This is a genomic window from Stenotrophomonas sp. CASM106, from assembly GCF_049384825.1.
In the GTDB taxonomy this organism is placed as follows: domain Bacteria; phylum Pseudomonadota; class Gammaproteobacteria; order Xanthomonadales; family Xanthomonadaceae; genus Stenotrophomonas; species Stenotrophomonas muris.
This window is the reverse complement of record NZ_JBMRFS010000003.1, coordinates 73,787-93,863: the sequence shown is the minus strand read 5'-3', so window position 1 is coordinate 93,863 and position 20,077 is coordinate 73,787. Positions and strand designations below refer to the sequence as shown.

The window sequence follows — 20,077 nt, the reverse complement described above, 5'->3', positions numbered from 1 at the left end:
CGGGGCCTGAAAGGGCGCCAGTATACCGGGGTTGGCAGCCGCCCTCTGAACGCCCAGCCGCCCGATCGCGCACAGCCGCTGACACCGCGCTAACCCGCGCAGCAACGACAATGCAGCCCTGTCCCCTGCAACGAGAGTAGATGACGATGGCCGAGTGGATCACCCTGGATACGCATCACGGCCCGGTACGGGCCTGGCAGGCCCTGCCGGACGGCACCGCGCGCGGCGGCCTGGTGGTGGTGCAGGAAATCTTCGGCGCCAACCCGCACATCCGCAGCGTGGCCGAGCGCTTCGCAGCCGAAGGCTATGCGGTGCTGGCGCCCTCGTTCTTCGACCTGGTCGACGGCCCCGACGCCGACCCGGATGCGCTGCCCTACGACGCCGAGGGCGTGAAGCAGGGCCTGGAACGGGTCGGCGCGCTGGGCATGGAACGGGCGCTGGAGGTCGTGCGCGCGGCGGCCACCCGGCTGGCGCCCTACGGCAAGGTCGGCACCGTCGGCTACTGCTGGGGCGGCACGGTGGCGATGCTGTCCGCACTGCGCCTGGGGCTGCCGTCGGTCAGCTACTACGGTGCGCGCAACGTGCAGTTCCTCGACGAGGCGCCCAAGGCCCCGGTGATCTTCCACTTCGGCGCCCAGGACCGCAGCATCCCGCCGGAAGCGGTCCAGGCCCACCGCGAGAAGCTGCCGCAGATGGCCACCTACGTCTATCCGGCCGATCACGCCTTCAACCGGGAGGTCGGACATGCGTATGATCCAGACAGCGCCGCCCTGGCGCTGCAACGCACCCTGGACTTCTTCTCGGAGCATCTTGGATGAGCGAATTCGAACTCGATTCACGCCTGGCCACCGATAGCGTGCTGGTGGCGGAAGGACCGTTGTCGCAAGTGCGGCTGATGAACGACGAACGATTCCCCTGGCTGGTGCTGGTACCGCGCCTGGCCGGGGTGACCGAGTGGATCGAGCTGGACGGCGAGCAGCAGGACAAGCTGCGCACCGAGCTCAACCGCGCCTGCAAGGCCCTGAAGGGCGCAGACGGGGTGGAGAAGATCAACATCGGGGCGCTGGGCAACATCGTGCGCCAGCTGCACTTCCATGTCATCGGCCGCCATGACGGTGATCCGGCCTGGCCGGGCCCGGTCTGGGGCAGTGGCCCGGCGCACCGCTACGAGCCGGCGGCGCTGGACCAGCATGTCGCCTACTGGAAGGAACGGCTAGGATATCCGGCCCAGTCCTGAGCCTTCGCCGACCCGATGCGATTCAACCTCGTTGCCGCCGTCCTGCTGATCCTGATCGGCCTGTTCATGCTCGCCAGCAATCTCGGCTGGACGCACCTGAACCTGTCCAAGCTGCTGTTGACCTGGTGGCCGGTGGCCCTGGTTGGTGTCGGCATCGCGATGCTGTTCGGTCGCGGCAAATAAGGAAGGCGGCGCATTGCGCCGCCTTCCCTCATGTAGAGCCGAGCCATGCTCGGCTTCAATGCAGGGCAGCCGAGCATGGCTCGGCTCTACAAATCGCCTGCAATCGTCAGGTCCGCGGCAGGGTCACGCCGGTCTGGCCCTGGTACTTGCCGCCACGGTCGCGGTAGGACGTCTCGCAGACGTCATCGGCGGCCGCCTGGAAGAACAGCATCTGTGCCACGCCTTCGTTGGCGTAGATGCGCGCCGGCAGCGGCGTGGTGTTGCTGAATTCCAGGGTGACGTGGCCTTCCCATTCCGGCTCCAGCGGCGTCACGTTGACGATGATGCCGCAGCGCGCGTAGGTGCTCTTGCCCAGGCACACCACCAGGGTATCGCGCGGGATGCGGAAGTACTCGACGGTACGCGCCAGCGCGAAGCTGTTCGGCGGGATGATGCATTCGTCGGCGGTGATGTCGACGAAGCTGCCCGAGTCGAAGTGCTTGGGATCGACGATCGTCGAGTTGATGTTGGTGAACACCTTGAACTCGCGCGAGCAGCGCACGTCGTAGCCATAGCTGGACGTGCCATAGCTGACGATGCGCTGGCCGTTGGCCTGCTTCACCTGCCCGGCCTCGAACGGCTCGATCATGCCGTGCTGCTCGGACATGCGGCGGATCCAACGGTCACTCTTGATGCTCATGCTTTGTCCTGGGGGTACGAGGGGGCGCGAGGATTCTAGCAGGGGCCCGGCCTCGGCCGGCGGCCCCTGCCCCGGCCCTTACAGCAGCGACGACAGGATCGGGATCGAAGCCCGCGGGCGCCTGCCCACTTCCTCGATCAGGCGCTGTGCGGCATGGCGGTAGGCCTGGGCCGGCGCCGAATCCGGCTGGGCGACGGTGATCGGGGTGCCTGCATCGCCCTGTTCACGGATGCCGATCTGCAGGGGCAGAGAGCCCAGCAGCGGCACGCCGTACTGCGCGGCCATGCGCTCGCCGCCGCCCTCGCCGAACAGGTGCTCGATGTGCCCGCAACTGCTGCAGGTGTGCACCGCCATGTTCTCGACGATGCCCAGCACCGGCACCTCGACCTTCTCGAACATCTTCAGCGCTTTCTTTGCGTCCAGCGTGGCGATGTCCTGCGGCGTGGTGACGATCACCGCACCGGCCAGCGGAATCTTCTGGGTCAGGGTCAGCTGGATGTCACCGGTGCCCGGCGGCAGGTCGATCAGCAGGAAATCCAGGTCGTCCCACAGGGTGTCGTTGAACAGCTGGGTCATCGCCGAGGTGGCCATCGGGCCCCGCCAGATCATCGGCGTGTCCTCTTCGATCAGGTAGCCGATCGACATGGTGTCCACGCCAAAGGCACGCAACGGCTCGATGCTCTTGTTGTCCGGGCTTTCCGGGCGACCGGACAGGCCCAGCATGGCCGGCACGCTCGGCCCGTAGATGTCCGCATCGAGCACGCCCACGCGCGCGCCGACCTGCTGCAGCGCCACGGCCAGGTTCACCGAGGTGGTGGACTTGCCGACGCCGCCCTTGCCCGAACCGACCGCGATCACGTTGCGGATGCGGGCATGCGGCGTAAGTCCCTTCTGGACCTGGCTGACATGGGGACGGCGGGGAGAACTGTTCACAACGGGCACCGGCGGGGTCAGGGGGATAACCCGACATCATACAAGCTGGATGCAAGCTGACTGAAATTCAGGAATGCGACAGATTCGTGCACAGATTGTTAAGTTCATGTTACGTTCGATGAGCACTGTTTTGAGCTGCGGAGCCGGATATTCCAGCCCGCGCGATGGCGCATGCGCAGTGCCGTTTTTGTTTTTGCTCTCCAATGGAATTACATGAAACACGTCAGCAATACCGCACGTCGCAACACGCTCGCCGTCGCCCTGATGTCCGCTCTGATGGCCGCCGCCCCGGCAATGGCCCAGGACAAGGCGACCAACCTGGACAAGATCACCGTCACCGGTTCGCTGATCCCGCAGACCCAGGTCGAAACCCAGACCCCGGTGATGTCCATCACCGCCGAAGACATCCAGACCCGCGGCTTCAGCAGCGTTGCTGAAGTTCTGCAGCAGTCGTCGCTGACCACCGGCGGCCTGCAGGGTGGACAGACCTCGGGTGCGTTCACCCAGGGCGCCGAAGCCGCCGGCATGTTCGGCCTGAACCCGGGCTACACCAAGTACCTGATCAACGGCCGCCCGATGCTCTCGTATCCGGCGCTGTACAACGGCAGCGAGTCGTTCAACAACATCAGCGGCATTCCGATCGACATCGTCGAGCGCATCGAGGTCCTGCCGGGCGGCCAGTCGTCGCTGTACGGCTCGGACGCGATCGCCGGCGTGGTCAACATCATCCTGAAGGAACGCATGGACGGCGGCACGATGTCGATCCGTGGTGGCACCTACACCGAAGGTGGTGGCAGCAACATCCGCTTCAGCGCCGCCAAGGGCTTCAATGCATTCGACGACCGCTTCCACGCGCTGGTCAACGTGCAGATCGAAAACGGCAGCCCGATCTGGGGCTACCAGCGTGACATCACCAAGCAGAACAACCCGGTCGGTTACACCGCACAGCTGCCGTCGAACGACTTTGCCGTCATCGGCAACGCCGACAACAAGCTGTACATGATGGACCCGACCCGCTGCGCCAACGTCGCAGGCCTGTACGACGGCACCACCACCGTCGGCAAGCGTGCATCGGGCGAATCGTGCGGCTCGGTGTACAGCGCCGGCTACAAGACCCTGAAGAACGGCAAGAACAGCGGCCAGTTCTACTCGTCGATGACCTTCGACGTGAACGACAACTTCCAGCTGTTCGCCGATGTGCTGTACAGCAAGGAGAAGACCGAGTTCACCTCCGGCTCCAGCGCCCTGTGGTGGGGCACCAAGTCGGTGATGGGCGGCTTCTACGACCAGGGCCTGGGCAAGGTCGTGAACCTGCAGCGCGCCTTCGCACCGGAAGAAATCGGCCCGGGCCACTACAACAACATCCTGAACTCCGATGAGAGCCGTTCCTACCAGGTCACCCTGGGCGGCAAGGGCATGGTCGGCGACTGGGACTACAGCGCCAGCTTCACCCGCGGCGAATACCGCCTGGACCAGAACCGCTTCGCGCGCTGGAAGGACAAGATCGAAGGCTTCTTCGGCGACACTGTGCTGGGCCCGCGCCTGGGTACCACCGCTGATGGCTTCGGCATCTACAACCCGGACTACGCCGCGTTCTACTCGCCGATCACCCCGGACCAGTTCGCCAGCTTCACCGGCTATGGCACCCACCGCAGCAAGACCTGGCAGAACCTGGGTCGCGTGCAGGTGACCAACGGGTCGCTGTTCTCCCTGCCGGGCGGCGACGCCGGCCTGGCCGTGGTGCTGGAAGGTGGCAGCGAAGGTTGGGATTACTCGCCCGACCAGGCCTTCGTCGATGGCAACGCCTGGGGCGCCACCGCCGTGGCCGGTGCCGGCCACCGCAGCAACTACGCGGTGACCAGCGAACTGCGCATGCCGGTGTTCGAGTCGCTGACCATCAGCGCCTCGGGCCGCTACGACGCCTTCAAGATCGCCGACAAGACCGTTGACAAGGCCACCTACAGCATCGGCCTGGAATACCGCCCGGTTGAGAGCCTGCTGCTGCGCGGCAAGTACGGCACCGCATTCCGTGCGCCGACCCTGTCCGATGCCTTCCAGGGCATGAGCGGCTCGTTCGCCTCCGGCCAGAACGACTACTACCGCTGCAGCCAGATGGGCTACGCGCTGCGTGACGAAGCCTGCTCGTTCTACAAGACCACCTCGGTGTACAGCGAAAAGTCCGGCAACCCGGACCTGAAGCCGATCACCGCCGACGTGTGGAGCGCGGGCGTGGTGTGGGCCCCGGTGAGCAACTTCTCGCTGTCGGTCGACTACTACAACTGGAAGATCAAGAACGAGGTCAAGACCCTGAGCACCGACCAGCTGCTGCTGGCCGAGTACCAGTGCCGCAACGGCCTGCCGAACAACACCTCGGCCAGCTGCCAGAACGTGACCGACTGGGTGTCCCGCGACGCCGGTGGCAACCTGGCCCGCGTGTACACCCCGAAGCTCAACGTGGCCAGCCAGAACCTGGAAGCGGTGACCGTCGGCGCCAAGTACCAGCAGGACCTGGGCCGCTTCGGTTCGCTGATGTTCTCGGGCAACTACACCAACATGCTGAAGCGTGAAGTGGTGCCGCTGCCGGGCGCACAGAAGCTGGATCTGCTGAGCGATCCGTACAACATGTGGTACTACGACAACTTCGCCAAGGTGCGCGGCGATGTGTCGGTGGGCTGGGCCATCTCCAAGTTCACCACCACCCTGTACGCCAACTACGTCGGCAGCACCCCGAACTACCTGGCCTACACCGGCCGCAGCTATGACTACGTCCACTCCTCCGGCGCCAAGGCCGGCAAGTGGGGCTCGTACACCACCTACAACATGAGCCTGAACTACCAGGCGCAGGACGATCTGACCCTGTCGCTGATGGTCAACAACGTGTTCAACAAGCTGCCGGAAGGCCAGCGCTACAACTACCCGGGCAACGAATCGACCCCGTTCAACGACGGCTTCTACAGCGTCTACGGCCGTCAGATCTCGGCCCAGGTCAAGTACGACTTCTGATCCCGTCGTATTCCGGACTGCGTGTCTGGACCAGGCCCCGCTTCGGCGGGGCCTTTTTTTGTTTCACGATGACTCCAGCCCGGTACTTCGCTGGACTGCGCCCAAACCCGCTACAGCAGGTTTATCAAGGACTTAGGCGCGTCCATCATATGCCGGTGCTTTCCGAAACTTGACCCGGCTTCCGGTCGCGTGGCTCCCATGTGGCTCTTGGAAACCGCGGTTTCCGAGGAGTCATCATGGCAAGAATCAAACTCACCAAGTCCGCCGTCGATGCCGCCAAGCCCCAGGCGCAGGCCTTCGAACTCCGGGACACCGTGGTGCCCGGCTTCCTGTGCAAGATCACCCCGGCAGGCCGCAAGGTGTTCATGCTCCAGTACCGCACGAACGCCGGCGAGCGCCGCAAGCCCGCCCTGGGCCAGTACGGGGAACTAACCGTCGAGCAGGCCCGCGTCATGGCGCAGGAGTGGCTGGCCGAGGTTCGCCGGGGCGGCGACCCTAGCGCGGCCAAGAATGCCGCCCGCAAGGCACCGACCATGAAGGAGTATTGCACCACCTTCATGGAGGACTACTCCAAGCAGCGCAACAAGCCCAGCACGCAGCGCGGCTATCAGGGGGTCATCGACCGCTGCATCATCCCGATCTTGGGCCGGATGAAGGTGCAGGACGTCAAGCGCCCGGACGTGGCCGCGCTGATGAAGAAACTGGCTTACAAGCCGGCCGAGGCGAACCGCGCCTTTGGCGTGCTGCGCAAGATGTTTAACCTGGCCGAAGTGTGGGGGCTGCGCCCGGACGGCACCAATCCGTGCCGTCACGTCCCGATGTTTCCGCCCGGCAAGGAAACCCGGCTCATCGTGGACGATGAGCTGGTGCGGATCTTCCGCCACCTGGAACACTTGGAGGCGGAAGGGTTGGAGAACTACGTCATCCCGCTGGCGATCCGCCTGCAATTCGAGTTCGCCGCCCGCCGCTCCGAAATCTGCCCGCTCGAATGGGGCTGGGTTGACCTGGAGAAGCGCCGCGTCGTCTGGCGCGACAGCAAGACCGGCGGTATCTCCAAGCCCATGAGCGAGGAAGCCTATCGGCTGCTTTCGACGGCGCCGCGCCGGGAGGGCTGCCCCTACGTCCTGCCGTCGCCCAACGACCCGGCCCGGCATTTGACGCATGGAGAACACTACGGCGGTTGGAAGCGCGTGCTCAAGGCTGCCGGCGTGCCGCACGTCGGCACGCACGGCATCCGCCATCGAGCGACGACCGACATTGCCAACTCAGGCGTGCCAACCAAAGTGGGCATGAAGCTCACAGGTCACAAGACCGTGGCGATGTTTATGCACTACGTACATACCGAGGACAAGCCGGTGCGAGATGCCGCCGAACTGGTGGCGAATCGGCGGCTGGCGATTACCGGGGCGTCCCGTTCTATGGAGGTGACAGCATGACAAGGAAGACGCCCGCAGCAGTAGGGAATCCGCCGCCTTACCGGGGCTGGCTATGCTGGCATCCAGGGCGGCATCGTGGAACTGCTGGATGCCGCGCGCCAAGCAGCGGCGGGCAGTGTCAATGCGCTGATGACGACCAGCTATTGGGAGATTGGCCGCCGGATCGTGGAAGCCGAGCAGAAAGGCAGGCGGCGGGCCGGTTACGGCGAGCAGTTGATGGCGCGGTTGTCCGCCGGTCTGACGGCGCGCTTTGGGCGCGGGTTCAGCCCGGTCAACCTGGAAAATATGCGGCGCTTCTTTGCCGCTTACCCCCTTGAGGCAATTTCCGAGACGCTGTCTCGGAAATTTGACCTCTCCGAACTGGCCCTGGTCTTCACGTTGCTGTGGTCGGCCTATGTCCGGCTGCTGGCGGTCAAGGATGACCATACCCGTCGGTTTTACGAGGCCGAGGCGCTGCGCGGTGCGCCAGCTCGAATGGCAGATCGGCAGCCACTTCTATGAGCGCACCGCCAAAGCCTGACGATGCAATCAAGAGCTCGTATGAGTTGGAGTCACTGAACCTCAAGGACGAATACTCGGAATCTGATCTTCAACAGCAGTCGACCAGCGGATGGTGGATTTCTCCCGGAGCTTGGCAAAGGCTGCACCTTTGCCGACGACAGCGTCGATTGCGTATCGGCCAGACATGGTGCCGGGTGGGTCTCTACCGGCACCACTCGATCAAACCCTTCTTTACCCAGAAGTGACAGGAACATGCCCGATGCTGGTGGATGGAGGGGGACATGGTTGGTCGCCCCCAGAAGTCTGTTTCGACAGACCACCGGGGTCGTCGATCCGGGTTAAGGGAAAGTGATATCTGCACGCCACAACCGCCGGGGCAGCTCATGCAAGCCCACTTCTTGACGCCAGTGTCGATGACCAGCCACAGCTCTCCCGGCGGCACGGCATTATTGCCCGGATGCTGCGCGACCGGGTAAACGAGCAGGTTGTACTGCAGCCACCCGAGCCGGCGCAGCGCTCGCGCGATAAGTCGCTTCATGGTCATCCGATAACGCCAAGAAATGGGTTGACATCGCCGCGTCCCCAGCTCGCCTGGCTGGCACAAACCGGGCAAGACGCCAAGGGTCGGCAGGTCATGGTGCGATCCTCTACGCGGTCAAAGCGGCGAATCCTGTTGTGCGACATGCCCGCAGGACCGCGAAAACCGGTCAGTCCCTGAATGAGTTCATCGACGGCCGCGCAGGCGATGGCCGTGGTGAACGTGACCACCGCAGGCGCCGGGTCGCCGCCGCCGTCCACATAGGCTTCCGCCTTACGCCGCTCGAACTCGGCCGGGTCGCTGCGCCGGAGTCCTTCGGCCGCAGCGCGGCGCGGATCGGCTACTCCCAGACACATGAGACAAGGTTTGCCGGGCCCAATCGTCGACACGCGCCCCGTCATGTCGAAGTCCGCGCCGCTGCGTGCCGCGCGCATGCGCAGGCCCACATCGATCAGCGGGATGCCGTAGTAGTGCGCCAGGCGGTTGAGCGTCAGCCGCCCCTGATGGTCGTCGGTACAGCCGAAAAGCACGTCGCAGGAGCGCAGCAGATCGCGCAGATCAGGATGGCCGACCCACTCCTCTTTGGTGACGACCTGGGTGCCGAGACCCGCGGCGCGAATCTCGCGCGCGAGGATGTCCACCTTGGCCAAGCCGGCGTCCACATCTGCGGTGCGCGAGCCATGCACGCGGTTGAGATTGGTGACATCAATGGTGTCTTTGTCCATCAGCCCCAGAAAGCCGACGCCCAGCCGCGCCAATAGCATCGCGACAGCACTGCCCGTGCCGCCGCCCCCTACGACACCCACCCGCAGCCCGCGCACGACTGGATTGAACCCTTGGCCGAAGAGCGCGGCCTGCCGCGCCAGGAATTGATCTTCGTCAGCCGCAGCCACCTTGCGCGCGATCTTGATCTGGCTTCCTACCAGCGAGATCGAGGATGCCATGACCGTCTTGCCGGGGGCAGTCCAGAGCCTGCCCGCGATGGCGTCATCGCGGCCGAACACCATGCTGGCTAGGCCGGAAACGCCCTTGTTGAACGTCGTCCGGGCCAGCTCCGACTCGTTTCGGTCATCCTGGTCGGAGAAGAACGCTGCCGCGTTCGGATGCGTGTGTACCAGGCCCGCAACCAAGCCCCGTTCTTTCGCGATGCCGAGAATGCGCATGAAGCCTCGGGTGGACCATGTGACATGGACAGGCGATGCGGAGACCATTTCATCGGCCGCGACGGGGATGACTTCGTGCGAGATCAATCTGGTGCGAGGCACTCCCGACCAGGGGTCTGCCGAGATGTCAGCCTTGCCGAACAGCACGTAGGCGGACGCCTCGGCACCGTTTTCCCTTTGCAGCAGCAAGCGCAGGGCCGCCTCGTGCGGCTCCAGCAGGACGATGTCCAGAGCGGCCGGCGACATCACTTCGCCTCCGCCAAGGCGTGCTCGATGCGCTTGAGCATAGTGTGCAGGCCGTCGATGCCCGGGCGCCACGCTGTGTTGTGGCGCGACCAGCGCTGCCAGCTGCGGCCCTGGAACGCGTGGGCCTGGTCAGCGCAGGTCGGGTAGCGCCCAACGCTTTGCAGCGTCAGCCACGGGTCGCAATAGAACATGTCCGGCGCAACATCGGGATAGCCCGGCGGCAGGAGAACGAGCACATCGGCCGTGGCGTGGTTGAGCTTTCCGGAGGGCAGCGGCAACTGCTTGAAGATGACGCCCGTGTGCGCACCGTCGCTCACCATCTCGAAAGCCACGCCATGGCTGCTCAGATAGCGCTGGTCCGCTTCGGGCAGCGTGAGCAGCCCCTCAGTGGTGTCACGGATTAGCGTGATGAAGCGCTCGATGCCCGGCTTACCCAGATCGATCAGGTCGCCGTCGCGGATCAGAATGTCCTGGCCCCCGCCACGCACTTCGAGATAGACGTCGTAGGTCTCTGGCGGGACACCGGCCAGCGCCTTGAGCACGCGGCCGCTGATGCTGGGCTTGCCCCACTCCAGTTGCCGGTCATCGATCGTGAACTTGAACGCGCGATCAGTCTGGAAGATGACGAAACGTTCCGCACCGCGGCCGCGCAGATCGTAGGTTTCGTCCAGACGCAGGTCCTCGAACTCGCCAGAGGTCAAAATCGCATAAACGCTGTACTCATCGGCCGGGCGCGATCCGGCGGCCTGAAGGATCTGGCGCCCGGTCGGCACCGGATCGGAGAGATCGACGTGACGTTCGTGGAGCTGGTCGTCCAGGACGACGATCCGGTAGAGCGCCGCTGGCCGCAGGCTGCGGCCTTCGCGGATCGCCGCAGCAACATCTTCGACATCGAAGCGGTCATCACCGCTGGTGGTTTGGGTTTGCATTTGATTGCCTCATAGGGAGCCTTCATCTGCGGGATTGCAGGTTTTCTAGCCCCTTACTTGGTCAATCGCAGCCCAGCGTCAGACCGGAAAGGTCGATCAAAGTTTTTCTTGTACCCACCCCCCTCCGGGCAACTCGCCGCAGAGGAAGAAGTGCGGGCAGCGCGGACAGCTACGAGCCTCGGGCTTGGAGGGGAACTGCCCGGCCTGCATTGCCTGAAGGAAGGTCTGCAGCTTCTCGCGCCTGGATTCCAGCTTGCGCGACGTGATTTCCATCGGCTGGATGGTTTCGCTGGTGAGGTAGGTCACCTCGACCTGCGCATGTGGTCCATAAGCCTGGGCGGCGGCGAGTTGGAGAATTGTGTACTCAATATCATCGAAGGCGTTCGAGCGCTGCTTGCCCGTCATGACGCGCCGCAGCGTGACCCGGCCACCGGCTCCGTGAGCTACACCATCCGGGGTTACGAGGATCTCGCCCTCGGCCCAACCCAGCGAGATCGGTGGCGCCGGCGCGGCCACGGCACGATTCCGGCTCTCGATGAGGAAATCGACGAGCCGCTTGCCGATGCGGCGGTAGTCCTCCGCATATCCATGCTCTGTCGCACCCTTGGAGCACCAGGCCTCCTCGAAGCGTGCCGCCAGCTCGTCGACCGTGGGACTTGTCGTCTCGTGCTCCCGTTTCAACCAATCGAACACGTCGCTCACGACGTTGTGCATCTTCATGAATGCGGTTTCAGTTCGCCGACCTCCAAGCCTCAGCACGTGCGTGTACAAGAAGCGGCGCGGGCACCGCTCGAAGAGGTTGACCTGGATGTCGGTCCATTGGGGACGCCCTTGCCATGTGATGGCGAGCGGCGTGCCCGTCGATGTCGAGCCGGCTTGCAACGGCACCGGTACCGGACGAACAAGGAGTCGGTCGATCGGGGCGATAAACTTGGAGGCGCTACGCGTACGACCATCTGCCTGCCTGGCGTAGGCATACAGCTGCAGCCTATCGCGCGCTCGCGAAAGCGCTACGAAGAACAAGCACTCTTCTTCCTCGTCGTGGCCGGCCTTCACCGCCTCGATGCCGGTCAGTCCCTCCGAACCATGGATCAGACCGTCCGGCGGAAGACAACGCGGCGGCACGTTGTTGCGCGGTAGGCCGGACGTTACCATGCCAGGTAAATGAACGACATCGAACTCCAGCCCCTTGCTTCCGTGGATGGTCATCAGGCGCACTGCTTCGATGTTCTCGGCACTGCGGGGCAACTGGCTCAATCCACGATCCTCAGAGAGCAGAACTAACCGCCTGACGCGATCAAGCAGGCGAACCACTGGCATGCCTTGGCCTCTTGGCTGCCGGCGACAGAAGTTCAAGAACTGCCAGACAGCCAGACATTGCATGCGACTCTGCGGATCACCAGCCAAATAAAGCGTCTTCGCGAGTCCGAGACCATCGATCGTCCATCCAGCAAGTAAGAGCCAGGGGTCGGTCGATGCGTTCACACCTGCAAAGAGCGCGGACAGGCGAGAGAGCGCTTCTCGACTGCCGTCTGCCAGGCCATCCACTCCGGCGTGTATTGCCAACCAATCCAGCGAAGCTGGATTCGTCGTCCGCAGCCGCTCAATGACCCGCATGACATCCTTCAAGGGCATTTGGTGCCGAGCCATGGTTGCCACGCGCACCATCGCGGCCGCCCGCGGGTCGGTCACCAGCGAGAGCAACGCCAGCAGATCCTTGATTTCCGGCCTCTCAAACAGGCTACCCAAGTGCAGCGCGGGAATGCCCCTGGCCTCAAGGCCTTCGGCAATGGCGTTCAGGCGCGCGTTGGATGCGCACAGCACCGCTTGGTCACCATAGGCAATACCCTGCTCGTGCAGGGCCGTGATAGACGCTGCAATCGCGGAGACTTCATCGCCAGGCGATCCGGCAACGCGAAGCTCAACCCCTGCTCCTGTAGAGCCACGTTCGGCCTGCAGGTTCAGCGGCAACGCACCGGCGGATGCTTGCATGCCGCGCGCGAACTCGGTGAACACATTGACGATCCGCTCGTCGGAGCGATAGTTAATGCCAAGCTGCGCGGCCTGCGCGCCGGGGAAATCAATCGCAAAGCGTGCGATGTTTGTCGCGGAGGCGCCGCGGAAGCGGTAGATGGACTGGCGTGCATCGCCGACAACCCACAGGTTGCGGCCGCCGTCGACGATGGCCTTCAGGAGCCGGACCGAGGCGCGGTTGACATCTTGGTATTCATCTACCAGCACATGCTCATGGCGAGCACGTAGTGCGTCCCTGACCTCGGCGCTACCCTCGACAAGACGCACCGGCAGCGCTATCAGGTCACCGAAGTCCAGTAGATGGCGCGCGGTCAGCAGCCGTTCGTACGCCTCGAAGAGCATGGCGACCTCCTGGCACTTCTGCGCGCGGACCGCGGCGTCCTGGTCGGCCCCCGCCTGGATCGCCATAGACTGCGCGAGGGCGCGATAACCCGCAGCATCGATGACCTCATCCTTGGCGCGTGAGATCGCGCTCAGCATGTCGCTCAAATCCAGAGCTGGGTCCCAGAGATTGCGATAGTGCTTCAGGTCGAGCCGCGGAAACTCGTCCTCCAGGAGTTCAATGGCCTCCGTCCGGTCGATCAGACGCGGGGCTGCGGGCAGTCCGAGTCGGTCATGGAAACGGCGAACGATGTCCAGGCCGAATGCGTGGAATGTGCCAATCCACATCGCTGCCGCCGCAACAGGGTTTCTCGCAGCAATCCTCTCGCACAGTTCATTGGCCGCCTTGTTGGAGAAAGTGAGTACCAGGATCGTGGTGGGATCGACGCCATCCGCAAGCAACACTTCGATGCGGCGAACAAGCGTCCGCGTCTTGCCGGTGCCCGGCCCTGCCTGCAGCTGGAATGCCAAGCCCCTATGTGCGGCCGCCTGAGCCTGCGTGTGGTCTGGGGTGAGCGGACCTGCCGCCGCGCGGACGCCCGCGGGGTGCGGCTCCCCGACGGGTGGCAGCAGCAGTGCATCCAGGAGCTGCTGCTGCACCACAGCGAGCGGTGCGCCGAAGCGCGTCGCGATCGCGTCGGATCCCAGCCCGTCGTAGATATGCAAGTCGCGCAACACGGAGCGCGGCAGCAGGAACTCGCGCGCGAAGAGGTCCATCTTCACTTCACGTCGCTCGCGCGCCCCGTAGTCAAGGACACGATCGACGCCCACCGGCGCGTCCTCCAGCGATCGGTCGGGCTCGACATACACCGTCACCAGGTCGAGTGTGCCACCTTCCAGCACGACATGGCCGAGTTCGTGTGCAATCAAAAACGCACGCTCGAAGTCCGATCCACGATCCTCGTAGAGGATGCCTCCAGCCTGACAGTCGAACGTGGCTTTGCCTCCCTTAAGCTGTGGGTCTCCTTCTCGCAGCGCGTACACATCCAAGCCGCGATTTGAGGCTTCCTGAAGCGCAAACACTAAAGGCCGGGTCGGATCTCCGCCGGCCGCGACGTTCGCACGGTGCAGGCGTTCTGCTTCCAGTCGCGCGGCCTCGGTGGCGTCCATCGTTCAGTCCGACAATGCCTTTAGCGTCGCCTGCTGTTCCGGCGTGAGTTGTGAAGTCGCGACAGCTTGGTCGAACGTGATCTGCTCGCCCACACTCGGCTTCACATTTGACCGAAAAGCGTGTCCGGAAACCATGCCCGGTGGCCCCTGCAGGTATGTGTTCACAGCTTGAACGGTGACACCCAGTTCTGACGCAAGCTTCTCGACGAATCGGGCAGGAATGGTGGCAGTACGAATGGCCCGATCGCGCACCCGCATGAGGAAGAGATTACTGACGTCCAGGCTGCGTGCGAGCGACTTGAAGCTGCTCGTATTGAGCTTGGTGAACGGATTCGCAACCTCCGCATCGGGCTGCTGGACAGCCCGCTCGAATCGCTGCCAGGCCTTATCAATCGCGCTGTCCGGCACTTCGGTCGCCGGAACATCGCTTTCTGGCGCCTCATAAATCAGATCGATCGAACAGTCGATCAGCGCGGTCGCATGCTGCGGGTACTCCCTAATGTAGCGTTCAAGCGTTTCCCGGCCATGGTTGGGCTCCATGGAGAACGCCATCAGCACAGATTCCTCGTCTGCAGCGAAAGGCTTTGACGTACTCATGCGTCCTCCTGCAGAACAGACCTGAGGGTCTTGTAGGCACGGTCGCGGCGATTGCGCACGGTTCTCTCATCGCACTGGAGCATCTTCGCGATAGTCATGATGTTCGGGTCCTTCGAGTCGATCTGGAAGCCTTGCCGTAGCAAGCCAACGACCCGTCTCTGATCGTCTGGTAATGCGTCAATCGCAGCGTCCAACTCCAACCGGAAAGCCGGGTCGTCAATTTTTTGAGGGTCGCCTCCGAGGAAGTCGGCCGCTGCTGCCTCGACCTCCGGTGAAATGTCCTGACCCTCATCGTCATCCGTGGACAGCGGCACTGTAAGGACCGAGGCCGGACCAATCTGCCTCAGCACGGTCTTGCGGAACCGGGCGAATGCTAGGTCGAACCGCACTTCAAAGAAATCCAGCATAGCGAAGCGGCCGCTGCAGTCCTTGGCGATTCGCTCAGCGAATCGGCTCATGACCTCTTCTCGGATGTCTTGTGCCCCGGCCATACGAGAGTCCGGGATCGATGCAAACAGAGACTGCCCGACGCGCTTCATGAGCAGTCCGAAAAGCTGCTTGAACTCGTCCTTTGCGCCCGTCGCATGGGCGCGCCGCAGGAAATATGTCAGTGCTTCCGACGGCACATAGCCGTCGCTCTTCCTCGACGCGACGGTGAAGGCCTGCAGGCGTGTCGCGGCATCGATCGACTCCAGCCTCTGCAAACAGGCGTCGATCTCCGGTGGTCGCGCGAACGGCTCCCCGTTTTTGTCCTTGCTTCTCAAGGGTTTCGGCATCGATCTTCTCCTTGCCCGTCAGCCCGCTCTATACATGCGCTCTCTTTTCCACCGTCACCGAACACGAATCGGCAAGGACACCTGCGGCTGGATCGGCACGAGGGTTTTGGCATAGGCACGCAAGATGTCGTTGTAGAGATCAGCATGCTTCGGGGCCTCGACCGAGAGGATCAGTGCATAGCGGATCTTCTCGGCACCAGTGGTGGCCCGGCCGCCGCCGTCGCGGGCGTTGTAGTGGATGTCGAAAACGGGGTTCTTGAGGCTGGAGCCACGGAAGGTCTTGGCCCCGTGCAGCACAGTTTCCCATTTGCCCTGATCCGAACGCCGCTCCTGCTCGGTGGCGAACTTCTTCAAGTCGAAGAAGCCCTTGGTATCCGCGTTGCTCTTGCCGTCCTTGATCTTCTCGTCGTTGGGCCGGAAGACCACTTCGAGGCCGGCCTTGGTGTAGGCCGCGGCATCCTGCGGATCGGTGGGTGAGGCATAGCAGAACGTCGCCTTCAGACGCACATTGCCGAGCAGTCCTTCCTTGGGCAGCGGCAGGCTGGCACGCAAGTACTTACTGGGCTTGAGCTCGCCCTGGTAGACCACGCGGGCCACACCATCCGGGCAGGTGATAATGTCGAGGGTGTCCTCAGGAATCTTGCCCCAACCCACTTCGACCGGATCATGCTCGCCAGGATCGGCCGCGTGAACAAGAAGGGCCTTGATGGCGAGTGGCGTCAGATCTCCGCCCAGGATCGCGCGTACGCCGACCGCGCTACGCAGCAGGTACGGAGCCGCGAAGCTGGTACCCAACTGCGGCGTCAGAACCGGCTTCACGTTCGGCGCCAACACATGAAAGTATTTGGCTGCTGGGTTGCCACCGAACGCCATCAGGTCTGGCTTGATAACGCCAGGGCTGCGGCCCGGCCCGATCGCGCTGTAGGGCGCGCGTGCCCAACCAGCATCGGTGTCGTCGGCCGCGCCGACCGCGAGCGCATTCACGCAATCGGATGGAACCTGCACGCGGTTGTAGCCGAGCTCGCGGTCCCGGTCTCCGTTATTGCCAACGGCCACCGTCATGAGCGTGTCGCCGTCGCTGAGCAACTCGTCGATAACGGACGTCCAAGCGTGGACTTCCCGGTCCTCCACTTCGAGATCGGGGCCCAGGCTCAGGTTGATGAACTCGTAGGACCTCGACAGCAGAACCTGCTCGATGAGACCGAGTGTGCGATACAACTCCAATGGATCTTCGCCGCCCGCTTCCTGGTCCAGCACGCGCAGATGGTCCACCGGGGCGAACGGCCTGCCGGCCGTACCGTTGGGCTGGATCGGACCGAACAGCACGGCCGAGGTCACGCCCAAGCCATGCTCCGGACCGTCCGGATCATCGTCGGCGTCTTCGTCGAGCTTGCGGTACGAGCGCAGCCAGGGGCCGATCGGATGGTGCTTGGGCAGGCCACCGTCCAGGATGGCGACGCGAGGTTCGGATGAAAGGGCCTGTTCGGTGGGGAGGCTGCATCCCACTGAGGGCCCACCGCTGCGTTGCAAGGGACGGATACCACGCAGCTTTGGCACGGGACGGATCACCCGCACGAAGGCGAAGCTGGCCAACCGCTCAATGTCGCGCGGCTTGCCCTCGACCGGCACGAACCACAGATTGCCGGCGATGAAATCGACTTCACTATGGACCTTCACGCCTTCCCGCTGCGCGAACTTCACGAAAGCCTTCTGGATTAGGCCCGGGTCTTCATCCGGTAGCAGATGTAGGCCTACTTCGAAAAAGCGATCCTTCGGGCCGCCGAGGCCCACGATTCGCTCTGCTGGCGCAAAGGCGGCAAACTGCTCGATGTGGGCAAGATCTTCGCCCTCGTCGGATTCCGCCTCAATGGTTTCCGTCCATCGGGAGAGGTTGCGGAAAGCCTGGCGCTTGCCGGCGACAAACAGTTCGGTCGTTGTGGTTTCATGCGGCTGCCCCTTGCGGGTCCAGGCCTGCGGCTTGACCTTGACGGTACGGCTCCCGATGGACTCCAGTCCCGTACTACGCAGCAGTCCTGTCGGAAAATACGAGCGCGCGATGAAGCTGGGATTCATCATCAGCCGGGCTACCGCGAAGTCGCCCGGGCAAGCGTCAGCAGATAGCTCGTCCAGCGCCTTGCTTGCACTGCGGAACTGAGGAACCATTCGCTCCCGCGCCTGCGCGAACGTGTAGACCTCGGCCTTGCCTGGCATGCGCTTCGGGCCGACGATGTCATGGGTCAGTAGCTCGCCACGACCGATCAGGAAATTGGTTTGGCTCATGCGTCAGCCTTTCTCCGTTGTGCGGCCTTTCGTACCGCAGACGTCTCATTGGTGTACTTTCGGATCGTGTCCCGGCTCACCCCGGTGATGTCGGAAACAGTGTGCTGGGACAGGCGGGTCTGCTTGGCCAGCATCACTGCCAGGTCGATGCGGCCCTGCCTATCGAGCGCCAAAGCACGCGCCTTCATGAAGTCTTCGACCAGATCAGCGTCGGTGGTCGTGCCCAGCGCCACGGCACGCCGGAAGCGCTGCACGTCGCGCTCGATGTCGCTGAACGAATGGCCGGCGAATGCAAACACCAGGATGTCGATCCAACGGGCAAAAAGGGCGTAGTCCGGCCCAAGGAATCGCTTGATGGCTTCCTTGACCGCCTGTTCATCGGGCGTCTTGAACTGGACCACCAGGTCGAAGCGTCGCCACAGCGCCGGATCGATCAGTTCCGGGTGGTTGGTGGCCGCCAGCAATACACTGCTGGCAGGCCATTCGTCGACTTCTTGCAGGATCACCGTGACCAGGCGCTTGAGTTCGCCTACGTCGCTGTCATCGCTGCGTCGCTTGGCGATAGCGTCGATTTCGTCCAGCAGCAGCACGCAAGGCTCGCGTTTGGCGAAATCGATGGCCGCCCGCAGGTTGGTGCCGCTCTTGCCCAGCAGGCTGCTCATCACGGCTGTCAGGTCGAGCACGTACAGCGGCACCTTCAATTGCGCGGCCAGCCAGCGGGCCGTGAGTGTCTTGCCGACCCCGGGCGGCCCCACAAAAATGGCCGAGCGGGTCGGCGTCAGCCCCATGGCCTGAAGTCGATCGCTCTGCCGGCGCTCGGCGATGAGTTGCCCCAGTGAATCCTCGACATCGCTGGACAGCAGCGGCGCATCTCTCGTCGGTTCGTCCTTGAACACCTTCAGGAGAGAAAGACGGGATTCGTCGTCAACCGGCAAGGCGTGGGCCGTTGGCGGCTGAGGCGACAGCTTGCGCATGGGAGAGACACTGCGTACTGGCTTCGACTTCAGGAACAGTTCGAGCTGCTCGGCCAAGTCGGGCGCCGTCCCTCGGTACTTGCGGACCAGCCGCGCCGTGAACAGGCGCACATCCTCACTCTGCTCGGCCAAAGCCAGGCGGACCATCTGGGCTAAATCTGACTGCTCTTCTCTCATTTCGCCCGCAACCTTGATAACTCATTGATTTATATTGAAAAATAAAAATTCTTCAATGGACTAAAGTAATTATCTCATAAAGCGAGGTCAAGTAGTAAGAGAGGCTGCGGCAGTGGCGGTCACAGCGCGGTCGTCGACTGGCAGGTTTGCCGTCTAGCGTGATCTGCAATTCCACGCTGAGAAGCGCCTGATCGCCTATGCGCGCGAGGCGCGCATGGTCGGGCGGGGTGTCGTATGACCGGCCATCAGGGCTTGAGCAAGTCCGGCGGGCAGTCGGCGAACGCCGGCTGGGCCTTGCTCATCGGAATGGTGATGGCTTCATCGCCGGTGAGGATGGCCATCATCATGGCGATCATGGTCCTCAGGCCGTTCGAGTTGCGCAGCACCTCCAGGCCAGATGCACGGGGAAGTCATCGGCATTGCGTCTCAGGGGATGGATGCCGCCGTGCATAAACGAGTTCATGGTGTTCCAGGAGATGCCCTTGAAGTGGACCTGCGTCTGATGGGCTGCTGCCGGCGCATCCTGTCCGACGCGCTTGCCGATCTGATCGATCATGCCCTTTGCGCTGGGCAAATTCTTGGCGGCCTGTTCGGCTTCCCGTGTGAGCAGGGCCGACAGTTTCTCGATCGCTGTCTCGGGGCTGCATAGATGAGCCACATCGCGCGGGTCAGCGCTTTGAACTGCAGCCGCATCAGGCTGACGGCTGATGTCGGCATGCCTAGCGCCATCAATAGCATGCAAGGCTGTTGCGTGTTCGTTGACGACTAGGCACATGCCCAGAGCTGTCGCGCCGCGTGGAGAGCCGTCGAACTCGGGGTCGTCAAGCAGTTCGTTGAACCGTTCGTGCAAGGCCTCCGAGCGCTGGAGCATGTGTTCCAGGGGATCGTTGGAATCGGCGT

General features: G+C 63.4%; 16 protein-coding genes and 1 pseudogene. 6 read left to right on the top strand and 11 right to left on the bottom strand.

Annotated elements, in window-relative coordinates; translation table 11 throughout:
- Positions 1-146 precede the first annotated feature (146 nt).
- Genes VG556_RS07765 through VG556_RS07755 form a run of 3 tightly spaced genes read left to right on the top strand, consistent with a single transcriptional unit; the run spans position 147 to position 1,420 of the window.
- Complete coding sequence (locus VG556_RS07765; RefSeq protein WP_032957503.1) at positions 147-818, top strand: dienelactone hydrolase family protein; 672 nt, start codon at positions 147-149, stop codon at positions 816-818.
- Positions 815-1,237 carry an HIT domain-containing protein gene (locus VG556_RS07760; RefSeq protein ID WP_014647910.1) on the top strand — a complete coding sequence of 141 codons (423 nt, stop codon included), beginning with the start codon at positions 815-817 and terminating at the stop codon, positions 1,235-1,237. Before VG556_RS07765 ends, VG556_RS07760 begins: the two co-directional genes overlap by 4 nt.
- Positions 1,238-1,252: 15 nt before the next feature.
- On the top strand, positions 1,253-1,420 hold the full coding sequence (locus VG556_RS07755; protein WP_005418011.1) for a LiaI-LiaF-like domain-containing protein: 168 nt from the start codon (positions 1,253-1,255) through the stop codon (positions 1,418-1,420).
- A 106-nt stretch (positions 1,421-1,526) separates the two neighbouring features.
- On the opposite strand, the gene dcd is transcribed toward VG556_RS07755, so the two are convergent.
- Together dcd and apbC are read right to left on the bottom strand one after the other, a co-directional pair.
- Positions 1,527-2,099, bottom strand: coding sequence for a dCTP deaminase (dcd, locus tag VG556_RS07750; protein ID WP_014037995.1), 573 nt, complete (start codon positions 2,097-2,099; stop codon positions 1,527-1,529).
- A gap of 78 nt (positions 2,100-2,177) precedes the next feature.
- Positions 2,178-3,032: an iron-sulfur cluster carrier protein ApbC gene (gene apbC, locus VG556_RS07745; protein WP_100450416.1), complete on the bottom strand. Its 855-nt coding sequence runs from the start codon at positions 3,030-3,032 to the stop codon at positions 2,178-2,180.
- A gap of 213 nt (positions 3,033-3,245) precedes the next feature.
- On the opposite strand from apbC, the gene VG556_RS07740 reads away from it, so the two are divergent.
- From VG556_RS07740 to VG556_RS07730, 3 genes are all read left to right on the top strand, one after another.
- Positions 3,246-6,035, top strand: coding sequence for a TonB-dependent receptor plug domain-containing protein (locus VG556_RS07740; RefSeq protein ID WP_014647912.1), 2,790 nt, complete (start codon positions 3,246-3,248; stop codon positions 6,033-6,035).
- Between the two features lie 236 nt (positions 6,036-6,271).
- Positions 6,272-7,471 (top strand): tyrosine-type recombinase/integrase, encoded by a 1,200-nt coding sequence (locus tag VG556_RS07735; RefSeq protein WP_019183998.1) that lies wholly within the window; start codon positions 6,272-6,274, stop codon positions 7,469-7,471.
- Positions 7,472-7,546: 75 nt separating this feature from the next.
- A complete protein-coding gene (locus VG556_RS07730; RefSeq protein WP_237740308.1) occupies positions 7,547-7,972 on the top strand; it encodes a DUF1016 N-terminal domain-containing protein in 426 nt (141 codons plus the stop codon).
- A gap of 202 nt (positions 7,973-8,174) precedes the next feature.
- Here VG556_RS07730 and VG556_RS07725 read toward each other — a convergent pair whose 3' ends face one another.
- The 9 genes and pseudogenes from VG556_RS07725 to VG556_RS07685 all read right to left on the bottom strand — a co-directional run bounded on the left by VG556_RS07725 (position 8,175) and on the right by VG556_RS07685 (position 19,952).
- Positions 8,175-8,357, bottom strand: coding sequence for a DUF6527 family protein (locus VG556_RS07725; protein ID WP_230626872.1), 183 nt, complete (start codon positions 8,355-8,357; stop codon positions 8,175-8,177).
- Between the two features lie 155 nt (positions 8,358-8,512).
- Positions 8,513-9,919 carry a ThiF family adenylyltransferase gene (locus VG556_RS07720; protein WP_019183999.1) on the bottom strand — a complete coding sequence of 469 codons (1,407 nt, stop codon included), beginning with the start codon at positions 9,917-9,919 and terminating at the stop codon, positions 8,513-8,515.
- On the bottom strand, positions 9,919-10,848 hold the full coding sequence (locus tag VG556_RS07715) for a multiubiquitin domain-containing protein (protein ID WP_019184000.1): 930 nt from the start codon (positions 10,846-10,848) through the stop codon (positions 9,919-9,921). The genes VG556_RS07720 and VG556_RS07715 overlap by 1 nt, the downstream gene beginning before the upstream one ends.
- Before the next feature lie 96 nt (positions 10,849-10,944).
- Positions 10,945-14,373, bottom strand: coding sequence for a UvrD-helicase domain-containing protein (locus VG556_RS07710; RefSeq protein ID WP_019184001.1), 3,429 nt, complete (start codon positions 14,371-14,373; stop codon positions 10,945-10,947).
- Between the two features lie 3 nt (positions 14,374-14,376).
- On the bottom strand, positions 14,377-14,970 hold the full coding sequence (locus VG556_RS07705) for a hypothetical protein (RefSeq protein WP_019184002.1): 594 nt from the start codon (positions 14,968-14,970) through the stop codon (positions 14,377-14,379).
- Positions 14,967-15,746: an RNA polymerase subunit sigma-24 gene (locus VG556_RS07700; protein ID WP_019184003.1), complete on the bottom strand. Its 780-nt coding sequence runs from the start codon at positions 15,744-15,746 to the stop codon at positions 14,967-14,969. Before VG556_RS07700 ends, VG556_RS07705 begins: the two co-directional genes overlap by 4 nt.
- Positions 15,747-15,800: 54 nt before the next feature.
- Complete coding sequence (locus VG556_RS07695; RefSeq protein ID WP_019184004.1) at positions 15,801-18,026, bottom strand: S8 family peptidase; 2,226 nt, start codon at positions 18,024-18,026, stop codon at positions 15,801-15,803.
- On the bottom strand, positions 18,023-19,177 hold the full coding sequence (locus VG556_RS07690) for an AAA family ATPase (RefSeq protein WP_026069905.1): 1,155 nt from the start codon (positions 19,175-19,177) through the stop codon (positions 18,023-18,025). The genes VG556_RS07695 and VG556_RS07690 overlap by 4 nt, the downstream gene beginning before the upstream one ends.
- Before the next feature lie 245 nt (positions 19,178-19,422).
- A pseudogene (locus tag VG556_RS07685) lies at positions 19,423-19,952 on the bottom strand (DUF6988 family protein).
- Between the last annotated feature and the right edge of the window lie 125 nt (positions 19,953-20,077).

What these genes read in the sequence shown, in the direction of transcription:
- VG556_RS07765 (WP_032957503.1), top strand. Translation starts at nt 147, where the DNA reads ATGGCCGAGTGGATCACCCTGGATACGCATCACGGCCCGGTACGGGCC.
- VG556_RS07760 (WP_014647910.1), top strand. Translation starts at nt 815, where the DNA reads ATGAGCGAATTCGAACTCGATTCACGCCTGGCCACCGATAGCGTGCTG.
- VG556_RS07755 (WP_005418011.1), top strand. Translation starts at nt 1,253, where the DNA reads ATGCGATTCAACCTCGTTGCCGCCGTCCTGCTGATCCTGATCGGCCTG.
- dcd (WP_014037995.1), bottom strand. Translation starts at nt 2,099, where the DNA reads ATGAGCATCAAGAGTGACCGTTGGATCCGCCGCATGTCCGAGCAGCAC.
- VG556_RS07740 (WP_014647912.1), top strand. Translation starts at nt 3,246, where the DNA reads ATGAAACACGTCAGCAATACCGCACGTCGCAACACGCTCGCCGTCGCC.
- VG556_RS07735 (WP_019183998.1), top strand. Translation starts at nt 6,272, where the DNA reads ATGGCAAGAATCAAACTCACCAAGTCCGCCGTCGATGCCGCCAAGCCC.
- VG556_RS07725 (WP_230626872.1), bottom strand. Translation starts at nt 8,357, where the DNA reads ATGAGCTGCCCCGGCGGTTGTGGCGTGCAGATATCACTTTCCCTTAAC.
- VG556_RS07720 (WP_019183999.1), bottom strand. Translation starts at nt 9,919, where the DNA reads ATGTCGCCGGCCGCTCTGGACATCGTCCTGCTGGAGCCGCACGAGGCG.
- VG556_RS07715 (WP_019184000.1), bottom strand. Translation starts at nt 10,848, where the DNA reads ATGCAAACCCAAACCACCAGCGGTGATGACCGCTTCGATGTCGAAGAT.
- VG556_RS07710 (WP_019184001.1), bottom strand. Translation starts at nt 14,373, where the DNA reads ATGGACGCCACCGAGGCCGCGCGACTGGAAGCAGAACGCCTGCACCGT.
- VG556_RS07705 (WP_019184002.1), bottom strand. Translation starts at nt 14,970, where the DNA reads ATGAGTACGTCAAAGCCTTTCGCTGCAGACGAGGAATCTGTGCTGATG.
- VG556_RS07700 (WP_019184003.1), bottom strand. Translation starts at nt 15,746, where the DNA reads ATGCCGAAACCCTTGAGAAGCAAGGACAAAAACGGGGAGCCGTTCGCG.
- VG556_RS07695 (WP_019184004.1), bottom strand. Translation starts at nt 18,026, where the DNA reads ATGAGCCAAACCAATTTCCTGATCGGTCGTGGCGAGCTACTGACCCAT.
- VG556_RS07690 (WP_026069905.1), bottom strand. Translation starts at nt 19,177, where the DNA reads ATGAGAGAAGAGCAGTCAGATTTAGCCCAGATGGTCCGCCTGGCTTTG.